Source organism: Nocardiopsis sp. iso_238, from assembly GCF_056173325.1.
Window position 1 is genome coordinate 3,866,447 of record NZ_CM149668.1, and the last position, 19,384, is coordinate 3,885,830.

Annotated in this window: 21 protein-coding genes; 7 read left to right on the forward strand and 14 right to left on the reverse strand. The window is 71.7% G+C overall.

Going from position 1 to position 19,384, the window contains the following annotated elements; all coding sequences use genetic code 11:
* The first annotated feature begins 121 nt into the window (after positions 1-121).
* Entirely contained in the window at positions 122-1,282 is a 1,161-nt protein-coding gene (locus tag AC0VYL_RS17525) for an iron-containing alcohol dehydrogenase (RefSeq protein WP_475480872.1), read from the forward strand.
* Positions 1,283-1,329: 47 nt separating this feature from the next.
* Positions 1,330-2,118 (forward strand): TSUP family transporter, encoded by a 789-nt coding sequence (locus AC0VYL_RS17530; RefSeq protein ID WP_475480873.1) that lies wholly within the window; start codon positions 1,330-1,332, stop codon positions 2,116-2,118.
* 86 nt (positions 2,119-2,204) lie between these two features.
* On the opposite strand, the gene AC0VYL_RS17535 is transcribed toward AC0VYL_RS17530, so the two are convergent.
* From AC0VYL_RS17535 to AC0VYL_RS17555, 5 genes are all read right to left on the reverse strand, one after another.
* The gene (locus AC0VYL_RS17535; RefSeq protein ID WP_475454140.1) at positions 2,205-3,077 is read right to left on the reverse strand and encodes an ABC transporter permease; all 873 of its coding nucleotides are present in this window, start codon (positions 3,075-3,077) and stop codon (positions 2,205-2,207) included.
* Complete coding sequence (locus AC0VYL_RS17540; RefSeq protein ID WP_475454142.1) at positions 3,070-3,843, reverse strand: ABC transporter ATP-binding protein; 774 nt, start codon at positions 3,841-3,843, stop codon at positions 3,070-3,072. The genes AC0VYL_RS17535 and AC0VYL_RS17540 overlap by 8 nt, the downstream gene beginning before the upstream one ends.
* A gap of 7 nt (positions 3,844-3,850) precedes the next feature.
* The gene (locus tag AC0VYL_RS17545; protein ID WP_475480874.1) at positions 3,851-4,900 is read right to left on the reverse strand and encodes an ABC transporter substrate-binding protein; all 1,050 of its coding nucleotides are present in this window, start codon (positions 4,898-4,900) and stop codon (positions 3,851-3,853) included.
* A gap of 140 nt (positions 4,901-5,040) precedes the next feature.
* Positions 5,041-6,093 carry an ABC transporter substrate-binding protein gene (locus AC0VYL_RS17550; RefSeq protein WP_475454146.1) on the reverse strand — a complete coding sequence of 351 codons (1,053 nt, stop codon included), beginning with the start codon at positions 6,091-6,093 and terminating at the stop codon, positions 5,041-5,043.
* 246 nt (positions 6,094-6,339) lie between these two features.
* Positions 6,340-7,206 carry a MetQ/NlpA family ABC transporter substrate-binding protein gene (locus AC0VYL_RS17555; protein WP_475454148.1) on the reverse strand — a complete coding sequence of 289 codons (867 nt, stop codon included), beginning with the start codon at positions 7,204-7,206 and terminating at the stop codon, positions 6,340-6,342.
* A gap of 240 nt (positions 7,207-7,446) precedes the next feature.
* On the opposite strand from AC0VYL_RS17555, the gene AC0VYL_RS17560 reads away from it, so the two are divergent.
* The gene (locus AC0VYL_RS17560) at positions 7,447-7,989 is read left to right on the forward strand and encodes a winged helix-turn-helix domain-containing protein (protein WP_475480875.1); all 543 of its coding nucleotides are present in this window, start codon (positions 7,447-7,449) and stop codon (positions 7,987-7,989) included.
* 110 nt (positions 7,990-8,099) lie between these two features.
* Here AC0VYL_RS17560 and AC0VYL_RS17565 read toward each other — a convergent pair whose 3' ends face one another.
* The 4 genes from AC0VYL_RS17565 to AC0VYL_RS17580 form a co-directional block, all read right to left on the reverse strand.
* A complete protein-coding gene (locus AC0VYL_RS17565; RefSeq protein ID WP_475480876.1) occupies positions 8,100-9,308 on the reverse strand; it encodes a YeiH family protein in 1,209 nt (402 codons plus the stop codon).
* Complete coding sequence (locus tag AC0VYL_RS17570) at positions 9,305-9,451, reverse strand: hypothetical protein (RefSeq protein WP_475480877.1); 147 nt, start codon at positions 9,449-9,451, stop codon at positions 9,305-9,307. The genes AC0VYL_RS17565 and AC0VYL_RS17570 overlap by 4 nt, the downstream gene beginning before the upstream one ends.
* 176 nt (positions 9,452-9,627) lie before the next feature.
* Entirely contained in the window at positions 9,628-10,032 is a 405-nt protein-coding gene (locus AC0VYL_RS17575) for a rhodanese-like domain-containing protein (RefSeq protein WP_475480878.1), read from the reverse strand.
* Positions 10,029-10,571: a cysteine dioxygenase gene (locus tag AC0VYL_RS17580; RefSeq protein ID WP_475454158.1), complete on the reverse strand. Its 543-nt coding sequence runs from the start codon at positions 10,569-10,571 to the stop codon at positions 10,029-10,031. Before AC0VYL_RS17580 ends, AC0VYL_RS17575 begins: the two co-directional genes overlap by 4 nt.
* Before the next feature lie 597 nt (positions 10,572-11,168).
* On the opposite strand from AC0VYL_RS17580, the gene AC0VYL_RS17585 reads away from it, so the two are divergent.
* From AC0VYL_RS17585 to AC0VYL_RS17600, 4 genes are read left to right on the forward strand one after another with little or no spacing between them, the layout of a single operon-like run.
* The gene (locus tag AC0VYL_RS17585; RefSeq protein WP_475480879.1) at positions 11,169-12,425 is read left to right on the forward strand and encodes an SfnB family sulfur acquisition oxidoreductase; all 1,257 of its coding nucleotides are present in this window, start codon (positions 11,169-11,171) and stop codon (positions 12,423-12,425) included.
* A 28-nt stretch (positions 12,426-12,453) separates the two neighbouring features.
* Entirely contained in the window at positions 12,454-13,623 is a 1,170-nt protein-coding gene (locus AC0VYL_RS17590; RefSeq protein WP_475480880.1) for an LLM class flavin-dependent oxidoreductase, read from the forward strand.
* Positions 13,624-13,653: 30 nt separating this feature from the next.
* Positions 13,654-14,199: an NAD(P)H-dependent oxidoreductase gene (locus AC0VYL_RS17595; RefSeq protein ID WP_475454164.1), complete on the forward strand. Its 546-nt coding sequence runs from the start codon at positions 13,654-13,656 to the stop codon at positions 14,197-14,199.
* 24 nt (positions 14,200-14,223) lie between these two features.
* Positions 14,224-14,745 (forward strand): flavin reductase family protein, encoded by a 522-nt coding sequence (locus AC0VYL_RS17600; protein ID WP_475480881.1) that lies wholly within the window; start codon positions 14,224-14,226, stop codon positions 14,743-14,745.
* Between the two features lie 145 nt (positions 14,746-14,890).
* Here AC0VYL_RS17600 and AC0VYL_RS17605 read toward each other — a convergent pair whose 3' ends face one another.
* From AC0VYL_RS17605 to AC0VYL_RS17625, 5 genes are all read right to left on the reverse strand, one after another.
* Positions 14,891-15,310, reverse strand: a complete 420-nt coding sequence (locus AC0VYL_RS17605) for a hypothetical protein (RefSeq protein WP_475480882.1) — start codon at positions 15,308-15,310, stop codon at positions 14,891-14,893.
* Between the two features lie 99 nt (positions 15,311-15,409).
* Positions 15,410-16,501 (reverse strand): ABC transporter ATP-binding protein, encoded by a 1,092-nt coding sequence (locus tag AC0VYL_RS17610; protein ID WP_475454170.1) that lies wholly within the window; start codon positions 16,499-16,501, stop codon positions 15,410-15,412.
* 14 nt (positions 16,502-16,515) lie between these two features.
* Positions 16,516-17,511, reverse strand: a complete 996-nt coding sequence (locus tag AC0VYL_RS17615) for a zinc-dependent alcohol dehydrogenase family protein (RefSeq protein ID WP_475454172.1) — start codon at positions 17,509-17,511, stop codon at positions 16,516-16,518.
* Positions 17,511-18,401 carry a carbohydrate ABC transporter permease gene (locus AC0VYL_RS17620; protein WP_475480883.1) on the reverse strand — a complete coding sequence of 297 codons (891 nt, stop codon included), beginning with the start codon at positions 18,399-18,401 and terminating at the stop codon, positions 17,511-17,513. Before AC0VYL_RS17620 ends, AC0VYL_RS17615 begins: the two co-directional genes overlap by 1 nt.
* Positions 18,398-19,324 (reverse strand): carbohydrate ABC transporter permease, encoded by a 927-nt coding sequence (locus AC0VYL_RS17625; protein ID WP_475454176.1) that lies wholly within the window; start codon positions 19,322-19,324, stop codon positions 18,398-18,400. The genes AC0VYL_RS17620 and AC0VYL_RS17625 overlap by 4 nt, the downstream gene beginning before the upstream one ends.
* Positions 19,325-19,384 lie beyond the last annotated feature (60 nt).

Sequence of the window (19,384 nt, forward strand, 5' to 3'; positions counted from 1 at the left end):
CGAAATCGGTACGGTCCGGGAGGAGTCGAATCGGAGAGCGGGGTAGGTACCGGGCGTCACGGCCCCCGGCACCCGGGGGTGTCCGACCGTGCCCGTACTCCCGCCCCCGGAGGTACCCCGAGTGTCCGCTTCCATCGTCCTGCCCCAGATCATCCGCGTGGGTGCGGGGGCCTCGGCCGAACTGGCCGGGACCCTGGACTCCCTCGGCCTGTCCCGACCGCTCCTGGTGACCGACCCCTTCATCGCGCGACAGCCGTTCTTCCGGCGGCTCCTGGCCGACCTGGAGGGCGCGGGCGCCTCCCCCGGAGTGTTCGCCGACACGGTCCCCGACCCCACGACCGCCGTGGTGGAGGAGGGGGTGCGGGCGCTGAAGGAGGGCGCCTTCGACTCCCTGGTCGCGGTGGGCGGCGGCAGCCCCATCGACACCGCCAAGGCCGTGGCCCTGGTGGGCGCGCACGGCGGGCGGATGCGCGACTACCGGGCGCCGGTGGTCACCGACGCCCCCGCCCTGCCCGTGGTGGCGGTGCCGACCACGGCGGGCAGCGGCTCGGAGTGCACGCGCTACAGCATCATCACCGACGCGGAGACCGGCGAGAAGATGCTCTGCGCGGGGTTGGCGATGCTGCCACGAGCCGCGCTGGTGGACTTCGAGCTCACGCTGGGCATGCCCCGACGGCTGACCGCCGACACCGGGGTGGACGCCCTGACCCACGCGATCGAGGCGTACGTGAGCGCCAGGGCCAACCCGGTCTCGGACGGGTTCGCTCGCGAGGCGATGCGCACGATCTTCACCCACCTGCGGACCGTGTACTCCGACCCGGACGACCGGACCGCCCGCGAGGCGGTGATGGTGGGCGCCACCCAGGCGGGGATGGCCTTCTCCAACTCCAGCGTCGCCCTGGTGCACGGGATGAGTCGGCCGGTCGGCGCGCACTTCGGCGTGGCGCACGGGCTCTCCAACGCCATGCTCCTGCCCGCCGTCACGGAGTTCTCGGTGCCCTCCGCGCCCGAGCGCTACGCCGACTGCGCCCGCGCGATGGGGTTGGCCGCCCCGGACAGCACCACCGGTGAGGCCACGGGGGCCCTGGTGTGGGAGCTGCGCCTGCTCAACCAGGAGCTGGAGGTGCCGACCCCGCGCGAGTACGGGATCGGGGCCGAGCGCTGGTGGGAGCTGGCCCCGCTCATGGCGGAGCAGGCGCTCGCCTCGGGGTCGCCCGACAACAACCCCCGGGTGCCCGGGGCCGAGGAGATCGTGGAGCTGTACCACGCGGTGTACGGATGACCTGAGGACCACCGCCCTTTTTCCTACTGATGCAGTAGGGTTTTCGGGTGACCCTGTTCCTCGCCGTCCTGGCCGGATTCGCCGTCGCCGCCGCCACCACGCCGGTGGGGGTGTCCGGGGCCGTGCTCCTCCTGCCCGTCCAGCTCAGCGTGCTGGGCCTGCACGGCCCCGCGGTCAGCGCCACCAACCTGCTCTACAACGTCGTGGCCACCCCGCTCGGGCTGAGCCGTCTGGCGTGCTCCGTACGCGGCCACGGCACCGGGGCTCTGGTCGCCGCCGGGGCGGCGGTCCCGTGCGCGGTCGCCGGGGCGGCCGTCCGCGTGACGTGGCTGTCGGACCCGGCGCTGTTCCGGGGCCTGCTCGCGGTGCTCATGCTCGGCATGGGCGCCCGCCTGCTGGTCACCAGGGCGCACGCCCGTCCCGAACCATCGGTGGGGCGGGGCCGCGCGGGCGGTGCCCCGCTCGCCCTCGCGGCCGGAGGTGCCGCGCTCCTCGGCGCCGCCGTGGGGATCGGCGGAGGATCGCTCCTGGCCCCACTGCTGATCACGGTGGGCGGCTGGCACACCTCCCGCGCGGCCCTGGTGGGGCTGACCACCACCCTGGTCACCTCGGCGGTGGGACTGAGCGCCTACGCCGCCTTCGACCGGATCGGTTTCGGCGCGGCCCCGGCCGCCCCGGACTGGGGGGTGGGCCTCGCGCTGGGGGTGGGCGGCGCGCTGGGGGCCCTGGTGGGCGTCGGGCTCGGACGTCGTATGGGAGAGCGTCCGCTGCGGTTCCTGCTCGGCGGTCTGGTGTCGCTCACCGGTGTCGCCTACCTGCTCGGTCTGCTGGCCTGACCGGTGGGTCCCGGCCCCGAACGCGGTGGGGCCGCGCGCTCTCGCGAACGCGCGGCCCCGCCCCTTCCCCTCCCCGGGTCCTCGGGCTACTGCGTGATACCCCAGCGGCGGCGCAGGGAGCGGTCCGCCCAGCTGAAGAAGACGTCGATCATGATGCCGATGACCAGCACGATGATGATGTAGCTGAGCAGCCGTTCGGCGTCGTTGAGCTGGCGGGCCTGGCTCAGCGCCCAGCCGATCGAGTTCTGCTGGTTGATGATGACCAGCAGTTCGCCGGCCATCAGCGAACGCCAGGCGAACGCCCAGCCCTGTTTGAGGCCGGTCACGAACATCGGCAGCGCGGCCGGGACGACCAGCAGCGTGTAGCGCTGGACCCCGCGCAGGCCCATGACCTTGCCCGCCCGCAGCAGCGACGGGGACACGTAGTCGATGCCCGAGGTCAGGCCGCCCGCGATCGAGGGTGCGGCGCCCAGGATGATCACGAACATGATCGCGGACTCGCTGATGCCGTACAGCAGCATCGCGAACGGGAACCACACGATCGACGGCATGGTCTGGAGCCCGGTGATCAGTGAGCCGATCGCCGCCCGCAGCGGTTTGAACTGCGACACCGCCAGTCCGACGACCACGCCCACAGCCAGGGCCAGCGCGAACCCGACGAAGGCGCGGCGCATGGTGACCTGGACGGCGGTCCAGAACTCGGGGCTGGTCACCTCGTTGAACAGCGTGGGCAGCACCCGGTCCGGGCCGGGGAACACGAACTCCGTGCGCCACCCGGACCACACGACCGCCTGCCAGGCGGCGAGCACGATGACCACGGCGGCCAGTTTGGGCCAGGTGGCGGCCCAGATCCCGCGGGCGACCTCCCCGGCGCCGCGTTCGTCGACGCCGCGTCGCGGCTGGAGTTCGAGGGCGTCGAGCCCCTGGACCTGGCGGTCCCGCACGTCGGTCTCAGGCATGGCGCGAGACCTCCTCACGCAGTCGGTCGGTGATGGCGGCGGCCTGCTCCGCGATGGGCACGGAGTCGATCCGGCGGGGGCGTTCGCCGTCCACCGTGAACTCCTCGATGACGCGGCCCGGGCGGCTGGACAGGAGCACGACCCGGTCCCCCAGGCGCACGGCCTCCCGCACGTTGTGGGTGACGAACAGGACGGTCAGCGACTTCTCCCGCCAGATCCGTTCCAGCTCGTCGTGGAGGATGTCGCGGGTCATGGCGTCGAGCGCGCCGAACGGCTCGTCCATGAGCAGGACGTCGGCGTCCTGTGCCAGGGCGCGGGCCAGGGCCACGCGCTGGCGCATGCCGCCGGAGAGCTCGTGGGGGCGCTTGCGCTCGAAACCGGTCAGACGGACCAGGTCCAGGAGTTCCATGGCGCGCCTGCGGCGCTCGGCCCTGGGGACCCGGTTCACCTTCATGGGGACCTCGATGTTGGCCCCCACGGTGAGCCACGGGAACAACGCGGCCTCCTGGAACATCATGGCCACGCGGTGGTCCCCGACGTCCACGGCCCCGGTGGTGGGCTCCTCCAGGCCCGCGACCAGTGACAGCAGGGTGCTCTTGCCGCAGCCCGAGGCGCCGACGATGGACAGGAACTCCCCGGCGCCGACGCTGATCGACATGCCGTCGATGGCGGTCACGGCGCCCCTGCCCCGGCCGAAGACCTTGGAGATGGCGTCGATCTCCACGGCGTTCGTCCCGGTCGTCCGGGGTTCGGTGATGGCGGTCATGGTGCCCTTACCCTTCCAGCCCGGCGACCCGCGCGTGTCCGGCCTCGGCCAGGACGTCGTTCAGCGGGTCGAGGGCGTAGATTCCGTTGAGGTCGACGGGGTCCAGCAGTCCGATGGCCTCGGCCTGCTCCGCCTGGACCAGGAGCGACGGCGCGACCGGGTCCACGGTGAACGTGACGTTCTCGAAGGCCGCGGTGGTGAGCCCGGGATCGAGTTCACCGCCGGTGAGGGCCTCCAGGTGGGCGCGGGAGGTCTCGGCCGCCTCCTCCGGGTTGTCGTTGATCCAGTCGACCGAAGCGACGTGGCCGCGCAGCAGGTCGGCCACGGCTCCGGGGTCGTTCTCCAGGAACTCGGCGCTGACGACGAGGAGGGTGGTCACGTACTGGCCGTCGGTCTCCTCCCACAGCTCGGGTTCGTCGATGAGCAGGTGTGCGTCGTCCTCGGCCAGGACCCGGCTCAGGTGGGGTTCGGGGATCCAGGCGCCGTCGATCTCCCCGAGCCGGAACGCGTCCACGGTGTCGGGGTTGTCCTGCGGGATGATCGAGAGGTCGCCGCCGCCCGCGGTGTCGACCTCCCAGCCCTTTTCCTGGGCGAACCAGCGCAGCGCCACGTCCTGGGTGCCGCCGAGCATCGGTGTGGAGAAGGTGTGTCCGGGCAGGTCGTCGATGGTCTCGATGTCGTCGCGGACCACCAGGCCGGTGCCCTGGGTAGCGGCCCCCGCGATGACGTGCAGGGCCTCGCCCTCGGACTGCGACCAGCCGTTGACGGCGGGGTTGGGACCGAGGAAGGCGGCGTCGATCTCTCCGGAGAAGACCGCGTTGACGGCGTCGGGCCCGTTGTGGAAGGTCTGGGTGGCGAACTCGACGTCGCCCAGGGCCTCGTCGAGGATGCCCCGTTCCACGCCCACGAGCGCGGGCGCGTGGGTGATGTTCGGGAAGTAGCCGAGGGTCAGGGTGGCGGCGGAGCCACCTCCCCCCTCGCCCCCGCACCCGGTGGCGACCAGCCCCAGGGCCAGGGCGGCCGCGGTGGATCTCAGCGGGGTCGGGGAAACGCGCATCTCAGGGTCCTTGTCGGGGCGTCTGCGGAGGGACGGGGAAAACTCTACTTAATAAGTAGGTTTTGTGAAAGCACCGGGGTGGCGCGAGCCGGGGTGGCGGCCCCCGTCCGACTCCGCCACCCCCGCTCCAAGGGGGGCCGCTACAGCCCCGCGACCGCCTCGCCGCCGCCCTCGGAGAGGAGCTTGTTGAGCGGGTCCAGGGCGTAGATGCCCTCCAGATCGACCGGCTCGAGCAGGCCCACGCCCTCGGCGTGTTCCGCACCGCCCCGAAGCGAGGGGGCGATCGGGTCCACGGTGAAGACCGTGTTCTCGAAGGCCGAGGCGACCACCTCGGGGCTGGGCCCACTGCCGGAGACCGACTCCAGGTGGGCGATGGCGGCCGCCTGCGCCTCCTCGGAATTGTCGTTGATCCAGTCGACGGTCTCGATGTGGCCGCGCAGCAGGTCCTCCACCACGTCGGGGTGGGCCTCCAGGAACTCGGCACTGACGATCAGGTGCGTGGTGACGAACTCGCCACCGGTCTCCTCCCAGAGGTCCGTCTCGTCCACCAGCAGTTCCCCGCCGAGCTCCACCAGCAGGCGGCTCAGGTGCGGCTCGGGTACCCAGGCGCCGTCGATCTCCCCGAGCTCGAAGGCGTTGATGATGTCCGAGTTGTCCTGCGGGATGATCGAGAGGTCGCCGCCGCCCTCGGTGTCGACGTCCCAACCCTGCTCCTGGGCGAACCAGCGCAGCGCCACGTCCTGGGTGTTGGCCAGTTGCGGCGTGGACAGCGTGGTGCCGGGCAGGTCGTCCACGGAGTCGATCCCGGGACGGACCACGAGCCCCGCACCGCGCGAGGTGGAACCCGCGATGACGCGCAGGGCCGTGCCGTCGGACTGGGACCACCCGTTGATGGCCGGGTTGGGTCCGATGAAGGTGGCGTCGACCTCCCCGGCGAACAGCGCGTTGATGGCGTCCGGGCCCGCGTTGAAGGTCTGGGTGTCCAGCTCGACGTCGCCCAGGGCGTCGTCGAAGGTGCCGTTCTCCACGCCGACCAGGGCGGGCGCGTGGGTGATGTTCGGGAAGTAGCCGAGGGTCAGGGTGTCGGCGTCCCCGCCCCCGCCACCGTCGGCCGACCCGCCGCAGGCGGTCGCGACCATCCCGATCGCCAGTACCGTGGCGGCGGCCGAAAGCACGGTCTTGCGCAGGCTCATGAGGGTCCTTTTCGGGTGATCAGAGGGGCGAACGGGCCAAACTCTACTTAATAAGTAGGTTTTGTGGAACAGGAGGCGCGGAGGTTTCCTGTGACTCAGGACACTTTACCCGCCCTGACTACGGAGAGTCATACTCCCAGTACTCGCCAGGGAACACGAAAGGGGCGGCGGAGCCGGAAGGCTCCACCGCCCCGAGGGGAGGGAAGGGCGCCAGGGGCGCGACGGACCCGCGGGCCCGTGGGGACGCTACTCCGCGACGGAGCCGTCGGCGTCGACCGGCAGCACCACGCCCTGCCAGGTCTCCTGGACGTACTCCAGGACCCGCTCGTCGTGCAGCAGCTCGGCCAGCAGCTGGACGCGCTCGTCGTCGGCGTTCTCCTCCAGGGCGACCAGGCCGTTGGCGTACTTCTCGACGTAGTCGTCGCCCTCGGGCTCCCAGGCCAGGACGTTGGCGTCCTCGGTGACCCCGGCCTCGATGGCGTAGTTGCCGTTGATGACCGCCGCGTCGACGTCGGCGATGGAGCGCGGCAGCTGCGCTGCCTCCAGCGGCGTGATGACGAGGTCGTTCGGGTTGTCGACGACGTCCTTCTCGGTGGCGGTCTCACCGGCGTCGGGGTCCACGGTGATCAGACCCTCGGTCTCCAGGATCGTCAACGCGCGGTAGAGGTTGGCCGGGTCGTTGGGGACCGCGATCTTGGCACCGGTGGGCAGGTCGTCCGCGCCCTCGTAGGTCTCGGAGTAGAGCCCCAGCCGCTCGATGTGGACGTCCGTGACGTAGGTTAGTTCCGCGTCGGGGCCGTTCTCCACCCACTCGTTCAGGAACGAACGGTGCTGGAAGTAGTTGGCGTCCAGGTCACCGTTGACGAGCCCGGCGTTGGGCGTGTTGTAGTCGGCGATCTCCTCGATCTCCAGCTCCAGCCCGGCCTCCTCCGCGAGGTTCTCGTCGATGAAGGCGAGGATGTCACCGTGCGGCACCGGGCTGACTCCGACCCGGAGCGGCCCCTCCCCGGCCTCGGCGTCGGCGGACCCGGAGGCCTGCTCACTGGGGGAACCGCAGGCGGCGAGGGTCAGAGCCAGGGCGGCCGCGCCGATGAGGGTCGAGGTCGTGCGCATGGTGCACTCCTTCGTGGTCGTGGGACGGAGGATCGCGGGGGGCGTCCGGCGACGGCGGGACCGGCACCGGGACGGCCCGGTGTCCTCGTGGGACCCGGGCGCGCTGATACCAGAGACTAGACCACCTTCTTGGTAGGAAAACTCCGTTTTGCCCGACACCAATCGTGGCCTTCCCCACAGCGGGAAAGATTACCCACTAATCAGGTAGCTTTTGAAGGAAACCGGAAGCATGATGGGTACATGCTCAGCGCACACACCGCACCTCCCCGAGCCGACGCCCGCACCACCCCGACGCGGAGCCACCCGGCCCTGACCGCCGTGTCCGTACCCGCGGCCTCCCCCACCCCGGAGGCCACGGAAGGCGAGCACTCCCTCCTCGGCGTGCTCCCCCTCCCCGAGAGCGGCCGGTACATGCTGGTGTACGGGGTCGTCGTGGACGAACCGCACCCCGGGGTCCGCCCCGTGCCGGAGGTCGGCGGCGACCTGCTCCTGGACCGGGACTCCCGCCGCGTGTGGTCCCAGGGCACCGAGGTCGAGCTGACCTTCCAGGAGTACGAGCTCCTGGAGTGCCTGACCGCCTTTCCCGGCCGCGCGGTCACCCGGGGCGAGCTCATGGAACGGGTCTGGGGTTCCAGCCGCGAACTCCACTCACGCACCATCGATGTGCACATCCACCGCCTCCGCCGCAAGCTCGGCCGGGCCGGGGGCCGCATCGCCACGGTGCGCAAGGTCGGATACATCTACCACGGCCCCTCGACGTCGGTCCCCGTGCGGAGGGACTGACCGGTCGGACCGCCGGGCGGAGTCCCCTGAGGCGCGGCGGCCCGCTCCGATCCCACGCGCACGACGAGGGGCGCGGCACCGTGTGGTGCCGCGCCCCTCGTCCGTCCGGGTCAGAAGGAGAAGCCCCGGAACAGCAGCATCGCCAGCAACAGTCCGACCAGCAGGTTGAACGCGGTGGCGGCGCCGAAGACGCCGATCGGACGCCACCCCGCCTCGCGCAGGGAGCCGAGCCGGAACTCCAGGCCGATACTGGTGAAGGCCGCGATGAGGAACCAGTCCCGCAGCGCCTTGGCGGTGTCCAGCCCCGCCTGGGCGTCCTCCGCCGCGTTGTTGGCCCACAGCGTGGCCACCACCGAGGCGACCAGGAAGCCCAGCACGAACTTGGGGAAGCGGTCCCAGAGGGTGCGCACCCCGGGGCGTCCCTCGTTGTCCCTCCCCTCCGTGGGGGCCACGCGGAAGGCGAAGTAGGCCGTGAGCAGGACCGCGACCACGCCCATCAGGACGTTCTGGGTGGCCTTGACGATGGAGGCGATCTGGAGCGCGTCCTCGCCCACGATCGCCCCCGAGGCCGCGACGGCGGCAGTGGTGTCGATGTTGCCGCCGATCCACGCGCCCGCCTGGGCGTCACTGAGCCCGATCACCTGGACCAGCCAGGGAAGCAGGAAGATCGAGGGCACGGCGAAGAGGATGACCAGGCTCGCCGTGTAGGCCAGCTGCTCCTTCCTGGCCTGCACGGCTCCGGCCGCCGCGATGGCGGCGCTGACTCCGCAGATGGACACCGACGAGGCCAGCAGGGCGCGCAGGCGGTCGTCGAGCCCGAGCCTGCCGCCGAGCCACCAGGTGAACAGGAACACGGAGGTGACCAGCACCAGGGCCTGGAGGACGGCCGGTCCGGCGGCGCGGATGATGACGTCGAACAGGACCGTGGAGCCCAGGAGCACCAGACCGGTCTTGATGAGGAACTCGGTCCGGAACGCCGGGGAGAGGCGGTCGAGGAGTCCGGTCAGGGAGAGGACCAGGTTCCCGGCCAGGCCGAGGAGGATCGCGTAGACGGGGTACTCGACCGCGCTGGCGAACCCGGACAGCGCGGTGCCCTCGGCGGCCTCGGGGACCCAGGACTCCAGAAACCTGGTGGCGGCGGCCAGCGCCAGCACGACGAGCAGACCGAGCGCGGTCCAGCCCCGGGAGGAGGGCGGTGGCGTGTCGGCGCGGGAGGCCTCCGGAGCGGGGACCTCGGCGGCGGTGGAGGTGGCCGCCTCCGCCGGGCCCTCCTCCGGGACGTCGGCGGAGCCGTGGGGATCGGGGGTTCCGGTGCTCACGGGATCAGCCCCTCGGGGATCACGCCGAGCAGGCACAGGCCGAGCAGCACGAGACCCGTGAGGGTGGCGGCCCAGTCCTCGCTGATCCTGAGACCGGTCCGCGCGGGGGTGGTGGGTGACGATGTGGAGGGTGTTTCACTCATGACGCTTCTCCTCCGGGCGCCCGGGGCGCCCTGGGTCGGGGGACGGAGCGGTGGGGCACGGCGGAGGGTCGCGGGGCCGGCGACCCTTACTCATCAAACCGACTTGTTTAGTATGGATAAGACACATGCGGCGACACCGGACACTGGCGGCGGGGTCGGGGCCGCCCGCGGACGGGTCAGGAGACGGGAGCGGACTCCCGCACGAGTTCGGTCACGGGCAGTCCGGCCGCGCGCCAGGCCCGGAAACCACCGACCAGGTCGGTGGCGCGCGCCAGCCCCAGCTCCTGGAGCTGGGCGGCGGCCAGGCTGGAAGCGTAGCCCTCGTTGCAGAACAGCACGACGTGCCGGTCCGGCGCGTCGGCCTCGGGCACCCGGTCCGGACTGGTGGGGTCGAGCCGCCACTCCAGGACGTTGCGGTCGATCACCAGGGCGCCGGGGATCTCCCCCTCCGACGCGCGGTTGACGACCGGCCGGGTGTCGACCAGGAGCGCGCCCTCGCGCTGGGCGCGCAGCGCCTCGGCCGGGGTGAGCCGCTCCAGGTGGGCACGCTTGCTGTTGAGGACGCGCTCGATGAGGCTCACCGGCCCACCCCCTCAGCCGAGGGCACCGACTCCAACGTGGGGACGTCGGGCTCGGGATCGGTGGTGAGGATGCTGCCGGTACGGCGCAGCGCGTCGTCCCCGGTGACCTCGTAGTAGTGCATGGCGGTCAGCGGCGGCGAGTAGGCGTGCACGCTCACGGACGGACGGTCCGAGGTGTTGATGACGTCGTGCACGTGGCCGAGGGGGAAGCGGCCGCCCCCGTGTTCCGCGAGGACGCGTTCGCGCAGCTCTCCGTCCCAGTAGTGCTCGACCAGCTCACCGGTGACGACGGTCAGGGCGCCGAGGGAGCCCGCGTGGTCGTGCAGCCGGGTGGACTGGTCGGGGGTCCAGGAGATGAGCCAGACGTCGGTGTAGTCGTCGGCGTGCAGCCGGACGGACCAACGGTTCTCGGCGTCGAAGCGGATCTCGTGGATTCCCTGGCGGACCTCGTCCGCGACCTTCGCGGTCAGCTCGGACAGGCGGTCCAGGGTGAGCGGGGTGGGTGCTGCGGTGCGTCCGGCGGCGTCGTCGACGGTCATGGGCTTCTTACTTCTCTCCGGGCGGTGTCAGTGGTCGTGCTGGACGGGGTCACTGACAGCGTTCGTCGAAGGTGAGCGGTCGCCACCAGGGCCGGAGGTGTGGTGATGCGCTGACTGCCATGCCCGCCAGTAAACCATATTCCCTACAGGTTTAGTCGGTAGTAGCGTGTCGCCGCGCGCCACATCCACCCCACCAGCACCACGCGATACTCCACCATCAACCGCCGTGACCTCCCACTTCCTTGAATCCCTACTTTATTGGTTGACAAAATCGGGTTCCGGAGACCACAGTGGACACCACGCCGACCGGATCGCGGAGCCGGTCGGCACGGACCCGCCGAACCCTCGCGCCGCCCGGGCCACCCCGCCGGACGGACATCACGAGCGCGAGGCCGGTCCACGTTCCGGGCCGAGGGGGCTGCCATGCGCGGAGCCGCCCGAACCCTCGGCCCGGACACCCCCGGGAACCGCCGCGCCACACCGACGATCGGTGCCTCACGACCGACCCGCCCCACCCGTGCTTTGATTCCGGGTAATTCCAGTAGGCATTCAGGATTACCGGGCGTGTCGGTCGCGCCCCAGCTCAGGAGGTTCCCCTTGTCCGAGACCATCACCGGGCCCACCCCCGGCACGTCCCCCGACGCCGCGCCGGTTCCCGTACTGTCCTCCGCCGCCGAAGCCGTCCGCGTGGCCCGTTCCCTCGTCCCCCTGGTCGCGCGCGAGGCCTCCGCCCGCGACAGGGAACGCCGTCTGCCCCACGACGTGGTCCGCGCGGTCTCCCGCTCCGGCCTGCTGGGGGTGACCGTCCCCCGCGACCTCGGCGGGGCGGCCGTGGGCGCCGCCACCGTCGCGGAGGTCCTGCGCCTGCTCGGCACCGCCGACCTGAGCCTGGCCCAGATCCTCCAGCCGCACTTCGCGTTCCTCAACGCCCTGCGCCTGCGCGGCGGCTCCGAGGCCCGGCGCCGCGTGTACTCCGACGTCCTCGCGGGCGCCCTGATCAGCAACGCGCAGGCCGAGCGCTCCGGCAGGAACGCGCACACCCACGCCACCCGGATCGAACGCGACGGGGAGGCGTACCGGATCGACGGCACGAAGTACTACGCCACCGGGTCGCTGTTCGCCGACTGGCTCGCCGTGGTCGCCCCCGCCGCCACCCCGGACGGGCCCCGTCCGCACCTGGCGTTCGTCCCCGCCGACCACCCCGGGGTCCGGATCGAGGACGACTGGGCGGGCATGGGCCAGCGCACCACCGCCAGCGGGACCGTGCACCTGGCCGGGGTGACGGTCTCCCCCGAGCTCCTCCTGGAGCAGTACCGGACCTTCGAGGGCCCCACCACCTACGGCGCCCTCGCCCAGCTCCTGCACGCCGCCATCGACGTCGGCGCCGCGCGCGGGGCGCTGGAGGAGACCTCGGAATTCGTGCGCACCAAGAGCCGCCCCTGGTTCGAGAGCGGCGTGGACGACGCCAGCGAGGACCTCCTGCTGGTGCAGGGCTTCGGTGAGCTGGAGATCCAGGTCCGCTCCGCCGAGGCCCTGCTCGGCACCGCCGCCGACCGCGTGGAGGCGGCCGACGCGCTCCTGGCCGAGGGCGCCTCCGACGCGGAGGACGCCACCGCAGAGGCCTCCATCGCGGTGGCCGCCGCCAAGGTCGTCGGCGGCCGGGCCGCCGTGGAGGTCTCCTCCGCCCTGTTCGAGGCGGCGGGCACCCGCGCCACGGCGGACGAGGCCAACCTGCACCGCCACTGGCGCGACGCCCGCACCCACACCGTCCACGACCCGGTGCGCTGGAAGGTCCAGCACGTCGGGGAGTACTCCCTCAACCGTCGCCGTCCTCCCCGGCACGGACAGATCTAGCACCACGAGAGCAAGGACTGACACCCTCATGCCCCTGACCTTCCACTGGTTCCTGCCCACGCAGGGAGACAGCAGAGGCGTCGTCGGCGGAGGCCACGGCGCGGACGTCGTGTCCTCCTCCGCCTGGCGGACGCGCGAACCCTCCCTGGAGTACCTCGGCCAGATCGCCCAGGCCGCCGAACGGCTGGGGTTCGAGGGCGTCCTCACCCCCACCGGTTCGTGGTGCGAGGACGCCTGGCTGACCACGGCGATGCTGGTCGGGGGCACGAGGCGGCTCAAGTTCCTGGTGGCCTTCCGCCCGGGCCTGCTCTCCCCCACCCTGGCCGCGCAGATGGCCAGCACCTACCAGCGGCTCAGCGGGGGGCGCCTGTTGCTGAACGTGGTGACCGGCGGTGAGTCCGCCGAGCAGCGCCAGCACGGCGACTTCCTCGACAAGGACGCCCGGTACCGGCGCACCGCGGAGTTCCTGGGCGTGGTGGACGCCCTGTGGCGCGGCCGGACCGTGGACCACCGGGGCGAGCACGTCACCGTGGAGGGGGCCGTGCTCCAGCGGACGCCCGACCCACGCCCACCCGTGTACTTCGGCGGCTCCTCACCCGCCGCCCTGGAGGTCGCCGCCTCCCACGTGGACACCTACCTGACCTGGGGTGAACCCCCGGCCGCCGTCGAGGAGAAGATCGGCCGGGTCACCGCACTGGCCGCCGAACGGGGCCGGACCCTGGAGTACGGGATCCGACTGCACGTGATCAGCCGCGACACCGAGGAGGAGGCGTGGGCGCAGGCCCGACGTCTGCTCGACGGGATCTCCCCCGAGACCGTCGCCCAGGTGCAGAGCGGTCTGCGCCGGAGCGAGTCCGAGGGGCAGCGGCGCATGTTGGAGCTGCACGGCGGCCGCGCCGACGACCTGGAGATCCACCCCCATCTCTGGGCCGGTGTGGGTCTGGCGCGCGGCGGAGCGGGTACGGCGATGGTCGGCAGCCACGAACAGGTCGCGGACCTGATCGAGGAGTACCACCGGGTGGGCGTCAGCGAGTTCGTGCTGTCGGGCTACCCGCACCTGGAGGAGGCGTACTGGTTCGGTGAGGGGGTGCTGCCCCTGCTCCGGGAACGCGGCCTGTGGCGGCATCCCGACGGGGACGAGGCCACCGACGCCCCCACCCTCGTCCCCTTCGCGGTGGCGGAGCCCGCCACCACCTGAGTCCGCCCCTCCTTCCGTTCCGGAGCCGTCATGACCACGACCGTCCTCGTCGGGAACCCGCACCGGGGTTCCCGCACCGCCACCGCCGCCCGGGCCGTGGCGCACCACGCCGCACGCGCCACCGGACTGCCTCCGGAGCAGGAGGTCCTGGAACTGGCGGACCTGTCGCCCCTGCTGCTCACCCCCGGCCCCACCCTGGACGTGCGGTCGGCGTTGGAACGGGTGAGCGGATCCGACCTGCTGGTGGTGGCCAGCCCCACCTACAAGGCGACCTACACCGGGCTGCTGAAGGTCTTCCTGGACCTGCTGCCGTCCGGCGGCCTGGCGGGCGTGACGGCCGTCCCCGTCCTGGTGATGGCCTCCCCCGCGCACACCCTGGCCGTGGACGTGCACCTGCGCCCGCTGCTCCTGGAGCTCGGGGCCACGGTGCCCACCTCGGGGCTGGCCCTGCTCCAGGACACCGTGCCCGCCGACGAGGACCACGCCCCGCGGCTGGACGCGGTGCTGGAGCCGTGGGCCCACGGAGCCGCCCCGGCCCTGCGCGCCGCCGTCCGGTCCAGGACCACCGCCGTCTGACCGCCGCCCAGAAGGGAGAGTCCGATGAGTGTCACCGAGACCTCGTCCCCGTCCCGGAGACGGGCCGAGGCCGACCGGTTCCGCGCGACGATGCGCCACCACCCGGCCGGTGTCGTCGTCATCACCGCGAACGTCGGGGGAAGGCCGGTGGGGCTGACCGCCACGTCCTTCACCAGTGTGAGTCTGGAACCCCCGCTCGTCTCCTTCTACGTGGCCGACACGTCCACCACCTGGCCGACGCTGCGCCGCGCGGGCGAGTTCGGGGTGCAGCTGCTCAGCGAGGAGCAGACGGACGTCGCGGTGCGGTTCGCGAGCCGGGACGTCGACCGGTTCGCCCCGCCCACGGTCTGGCGTCCGGGACCGGACGGGGTGCCGCTGCTGGACGGGGCGGTGGCGCACCTGGTCTGCACGCGTTTCGACACCCGGCTGATCGGTGACCACTGGCTGGTCGTCGGCGAGGTGACCCACACCCTGGTCCTGGAGGACCCGCGACCGCCGCTCCTCTACCACCGGGGCGGGTTCGCCACGGTGGCCCCGTCGGAGTAGGCACGGCTCCACGAGACTTCCCTTCGCCCGGGAAGAGGGGCGTCCCCGAACGGTTCGGGGCGCCCTTTCGTCGTGCGGTCCGCGCGCCCGGGCTCTCCCCGACGTGTCGGATCCGGGGGCGCGGGTGGGAACGGAGGCAGGCGGGTCAGCGGCTGAACAGGGCCCGGATCCGGGCGGCGAGACCGGCCAGGGCGGCCCGCGCCCGGGTGGGGCGGGAGACGGGGCTCAGCCCGGGCCGGACGGCCGCGGGCGCGGGACCGGTGAGGGGCGCGGTGACGGTGAGCCCGCGCGGCGTGCGGCGCAGGGAGGCACGACCGACCGGGGCGTCCAGGGGCACGCGGTACAGGGGTGCGCGGTCCGCGCTCCGCACGAGGACGAGGGTGTCACCCTCGTGGCGGACCCGCACCCCTCGGGGATCGACGCCCGGGGCGAGTTCGACCTCGACCACGAGGTCTCCGCCACGCCGGCCGCTGTCCACACGGGCCACGGGCTCGGCCTCGAACTGGGCCCACAGGTGCTCGTCGATCCGCTCGCCGGTACCCGCGAAGACATCCGTGACGCGCATCGGACCACTTCCCCTCGTCCTTGAGTTGTCTGCGCTCAAGTTTATTGACGCGTCTTTACCAAGGCAAGGGAGAAGTGTCCGTCGCGGCCATGGTCCAGGTCACTCGTCCAGGCGCTCCCCCGTCCCCGGTGAGAAGACGTGCACCTGCCCGGGCCGGACCCGCAGGTGGACGACCTGACCGCTGGTCGGAGCGCGGTCCGGGGCCACCCGGACCACCAGGTCGCCGTCGGCCGGATGTCCGGGGATCCCCCCGTACAGGTAGCAGTCCGCGCCCAGGTTCTCGACCAGTCCGATCTCCATCGGGAAGCCGTCGGTGTCACCCACCAGGTCCACCGCCTCGGGACGGAACCCCAACAGGACCGAGTCCGCGCCCTCCCGGGCCAGACGCGCCCGCTGCCCGGCGCCCAGCGGGAGGTCGTGACCGCCGACCCGGACCGCCTCGCCCGTGACGGGGAACTCCCGCAGGTTCATCGCGGGTGAACCCATGAAACCGGCGACGAAGGCGTTGGCCGGGCGCTCGTACAGCCCGAGCGGGGTGTCGCACTGCTGGAGCAGCCCGTCCTTGAGCACCGCGACCCGGTCGCCCATGGTCATGGCCTCGACCTGGTCATGGGTGACATAGACGGTCGTGACGCCCAGCCTGCGCTGGAGTTCGGCGATCTGGGTGCGGGTGGACACCCGGAGCTTGGCGTCCAGGTTGGACAGCGGCTCGTCCATCAGGAAGACCCGGGGCTCCCGCACGATCGCGCGGCCCATCGCCACACGCTGGCGCTGGCCGCCCGAGAGCGCCTTGGGTCTGCGGTCGAGCAGCGGGGTCAGGTCCAGCAGCTCGGCGGCCTCGGCCACCCGGCGCGCCCGTTCCTCCTTGCCGACCCTGGCCATCTCCAGGGCGAAGCCCATGTTCTGCCCGACGGTCATGTGCGGGTAGAGCGCGTAGGACTGGAAGACCATCGCGATGTCGCGGTCCATGGGGCTGAGGTCGGTGACGTCGGTGTCCCCGATCCGGATGGTCCCGTGGTCCACCTCCTCCAACCCGGCGAGCATGCGCAGTGAGGTGGACTTCCCGCAACCGGACGGTCCGACCAGGACCAGGAACTCCCCGTCCTCGATCTCCAGGCTCAGCTCGTCCACGGCGGGCGCGTCCGAGCCCGGGTAGAAGTGGGTGGCCTTCTCGAAACTGACCGATGCCACGTGGCATCACTCCTCTACAGCTGCGGGTTGACCTGGAGCTTGCGGCCGCGACCGGCGCGGAAGGCCTCGACGGCGAGACCGTAGTCGTCGAGGGCGAAGGAGTCGGTGACCATGGTGTCGGCGTCCACGACCCCCTTGGCCATGATGTCCACGGCCCGCCCGTAGCTGTGCAGGACCGCCATGGAGCCGACCACGGTGATCTCGTCGTTGTAGATCCGGAAGGGCGAGAAGGTCGCGGTGGCCTCGGCCGGGGCCACGCCGAACACCTGGAAGGTGCCGCCCCGGGCCACCCGGGTCAGACCGTCCTCGATCGCCGGGACCACACCGGTGCAGTCGATGACCACCTCCCAGTCGGAGCGGTCCAGCTCGTCGGCGCCGACGGCGACCGCGTCCGCCGCCAGGGAGGCGGCCACCGCGAGGCGGTCGGTGTTGGGGTCGACCACGGACACGCTGGCAGCCCCGGCCGAGGCGGCGAGCTGCGCCATGAGAAGCCCCATGGTCCCCGCTCCGTAGACCAGGTAGTGCTCGCCCACCCGGCCGGGCAGCAGGTCGAACCCGTGTACCGCGCAGGAGAGGGGTTCGATGAGTGCGGCGTGCTCGAAGGGCATGGAGTCGGGGATGCGGTAACAGGAGGACGCGGGCACCGGGACGAACTCGGCGCTGGCTCCGGGCCGGGTCACGCCCACCGCGTTCCACCGCGCGCACAGGTTGCCCCGGCCCACCAGGCACTTGGCGCACTCCCCGCAGAACAGGGAGGGGTCCACCGCGACCCGGTCGTCGACGGCCACGTCGGTGACCTCCGAGCCGACCGCGACCACGGTTCCGGCGAACTCGTGTCCGGGGACGATCGGATAGGGGGTGGGGGCGAACTCCCCGTCGATGATGTGCAGGTCGGTTCCGCAGATGCCCACGGCGGCCGGGGCGACGACCACGTCCCCGGGGCCGGGCTTGGGGTCGTCCACCTGCTGGACGGAGTAGTGACCGGGTTCGCTGACGACGAGTGCGCGCATTACTTCACGGCTCCTAGGGATAGGCCGCGGACCAGCCACCGTTGGGCGGCCCATCCGGCGAGGATCACGGGCAGGGCCGCCATGGTGGAGGCGGCCGAGAGTCGGGCCCAGTACAGGCCCTCGCCGCTGATGAAGCCGACGAGGAAGACCGGGACGGTGGAGGCCTGGGACGCGGTCAGGTTGACCGCGAAGAAGAACTCGTTCCAGGCGAAGATGAAGCAGATCAGGGCTGTGGCGGCCAGACCGGGGGCGATCATCGGCAGGATGACGCGCCGCATCTCCGTGAGTCGGCGCGCTCCGTCCATCCGGGCGGCCTCGAGGACCTCCTTGGGCAGCTCGACGAGGAACGACCGGATCATCCAGATCGCGATCGGCAGGTTCATGGCCGTGTACACGAGGGTGAGGGTGCGGGCGTCGTCCAGCGCGCCGAGGTTCCTGGCGATGACGTACAGCGGCAGGATCATGGCCACCGGCGGCAGGAGCTTGGTGGACAGGAAGAAGAACAGCGAGTCGCGCCACGCGGGGACGCGCACCAGGGAGAGCGCGTAGGCGGCGGGCAGCCCCAGGACGATGGCGAGGATGGTGGACAGCACCGACGCCTGGAGGGAGTTCAGCAGGTAGGGGACGAAGTCGCGCCCGATCACCGCCGAGTACTGGTCCAGGGTCGGCTGGAAGAAGAAGGTGGGCGGGTTGGTGGAGGCCTGGGACTCCTGCTTGAAACCGGTGAGGAACATCCACAGCACGGGGAAGAAGAACAGCAGTCCCAGCGCCCACGCGAGGATGCCCGGCAGGGGGCGTACGGGTCGGCGCCGACGCCTGCGCCGGGCCGAACCGTCCCGGGGCGAGGTCACCGCGGACGGGGCGGACGGAGGTGCGGTCACGGGGGTCACGACTCCTCCTCGAACAGGCTGGAGACCACGCGCAGGGCGAACATGGCGACGACCAGGGTCGCGACGACCACGATCACTCCGGCGGCGGCGGCCTCCCCCACGTCGAAGGAGCGGAAGGCCTGAAGGTAGATGAAGTAGGGCAGGTTGGTGGTCGACTGGCCCGGCCCGCCCTGGGTGATCATGTAGATCGCGTCGAAGGTCTGGACGATGTAGATCGTGCCGAGCAGGATCGCCAGCTCCACGAAGCGGCGCAGGTGCGGGAAGGTGATCCGGCGGAAGACCGCGAGGGGTCCGGCGCCGTCCACCCGCGCGGCCTCCAGCACCTCGGGTGACTGGCTCTGGAGCCCGGCGAGCATGATGAGCATCATGAACGGGGTCCACTGCCAGGTCAGCACCATGACGATGGACAGCAGCGGGAAGTCGTTGACCCAGTCCGCCTGGACCCCGAACGGCGAGAGCACCCAGTTGAGCAGGCCGTACACCGGGTGGTACATCGAGGTCTTCCACAGCAGCGCGGCGGCGACCGGCATGACCAGGAACGGCGTGATCATCAGGGTCCGGACGATCCCCCGGCCGAGGAAGGCGCGGTCCAGCAGGAGGGCCAGCCCCAGCCCGAGGACCAGGGAGGCCAGAACCGCGCCGACGGTCAGCAGGACGGTGTTGGCGACGGCGTTGTGGAAGAGCGGGTCGCCCAGGACGCTGCCGTAGTTGGCGAACCCCGCGAAGGAGTCCGAGTCGGGGCGCAGCAGGTTGCTGCTCTGGAAGCTGTAGTAGACGGTGAACAGGAACGGGATCTGGGTCATCGCGATGACGAACAGCAGTCCCGGCAGCAGCGGGCCGCGCCGGATCCATCGCTCCGTCCGGGTCAGGTCCCGGGTCCGGGGCCCGCGCCGCGCCGTGTCCGGCGGGGTCTGAGCGCTCATGGCCTTCCTTGCGGGGGTCGGGGTGGGGAGGGCTCCGGTGCCGGTGCCGGGTTCGGCGCC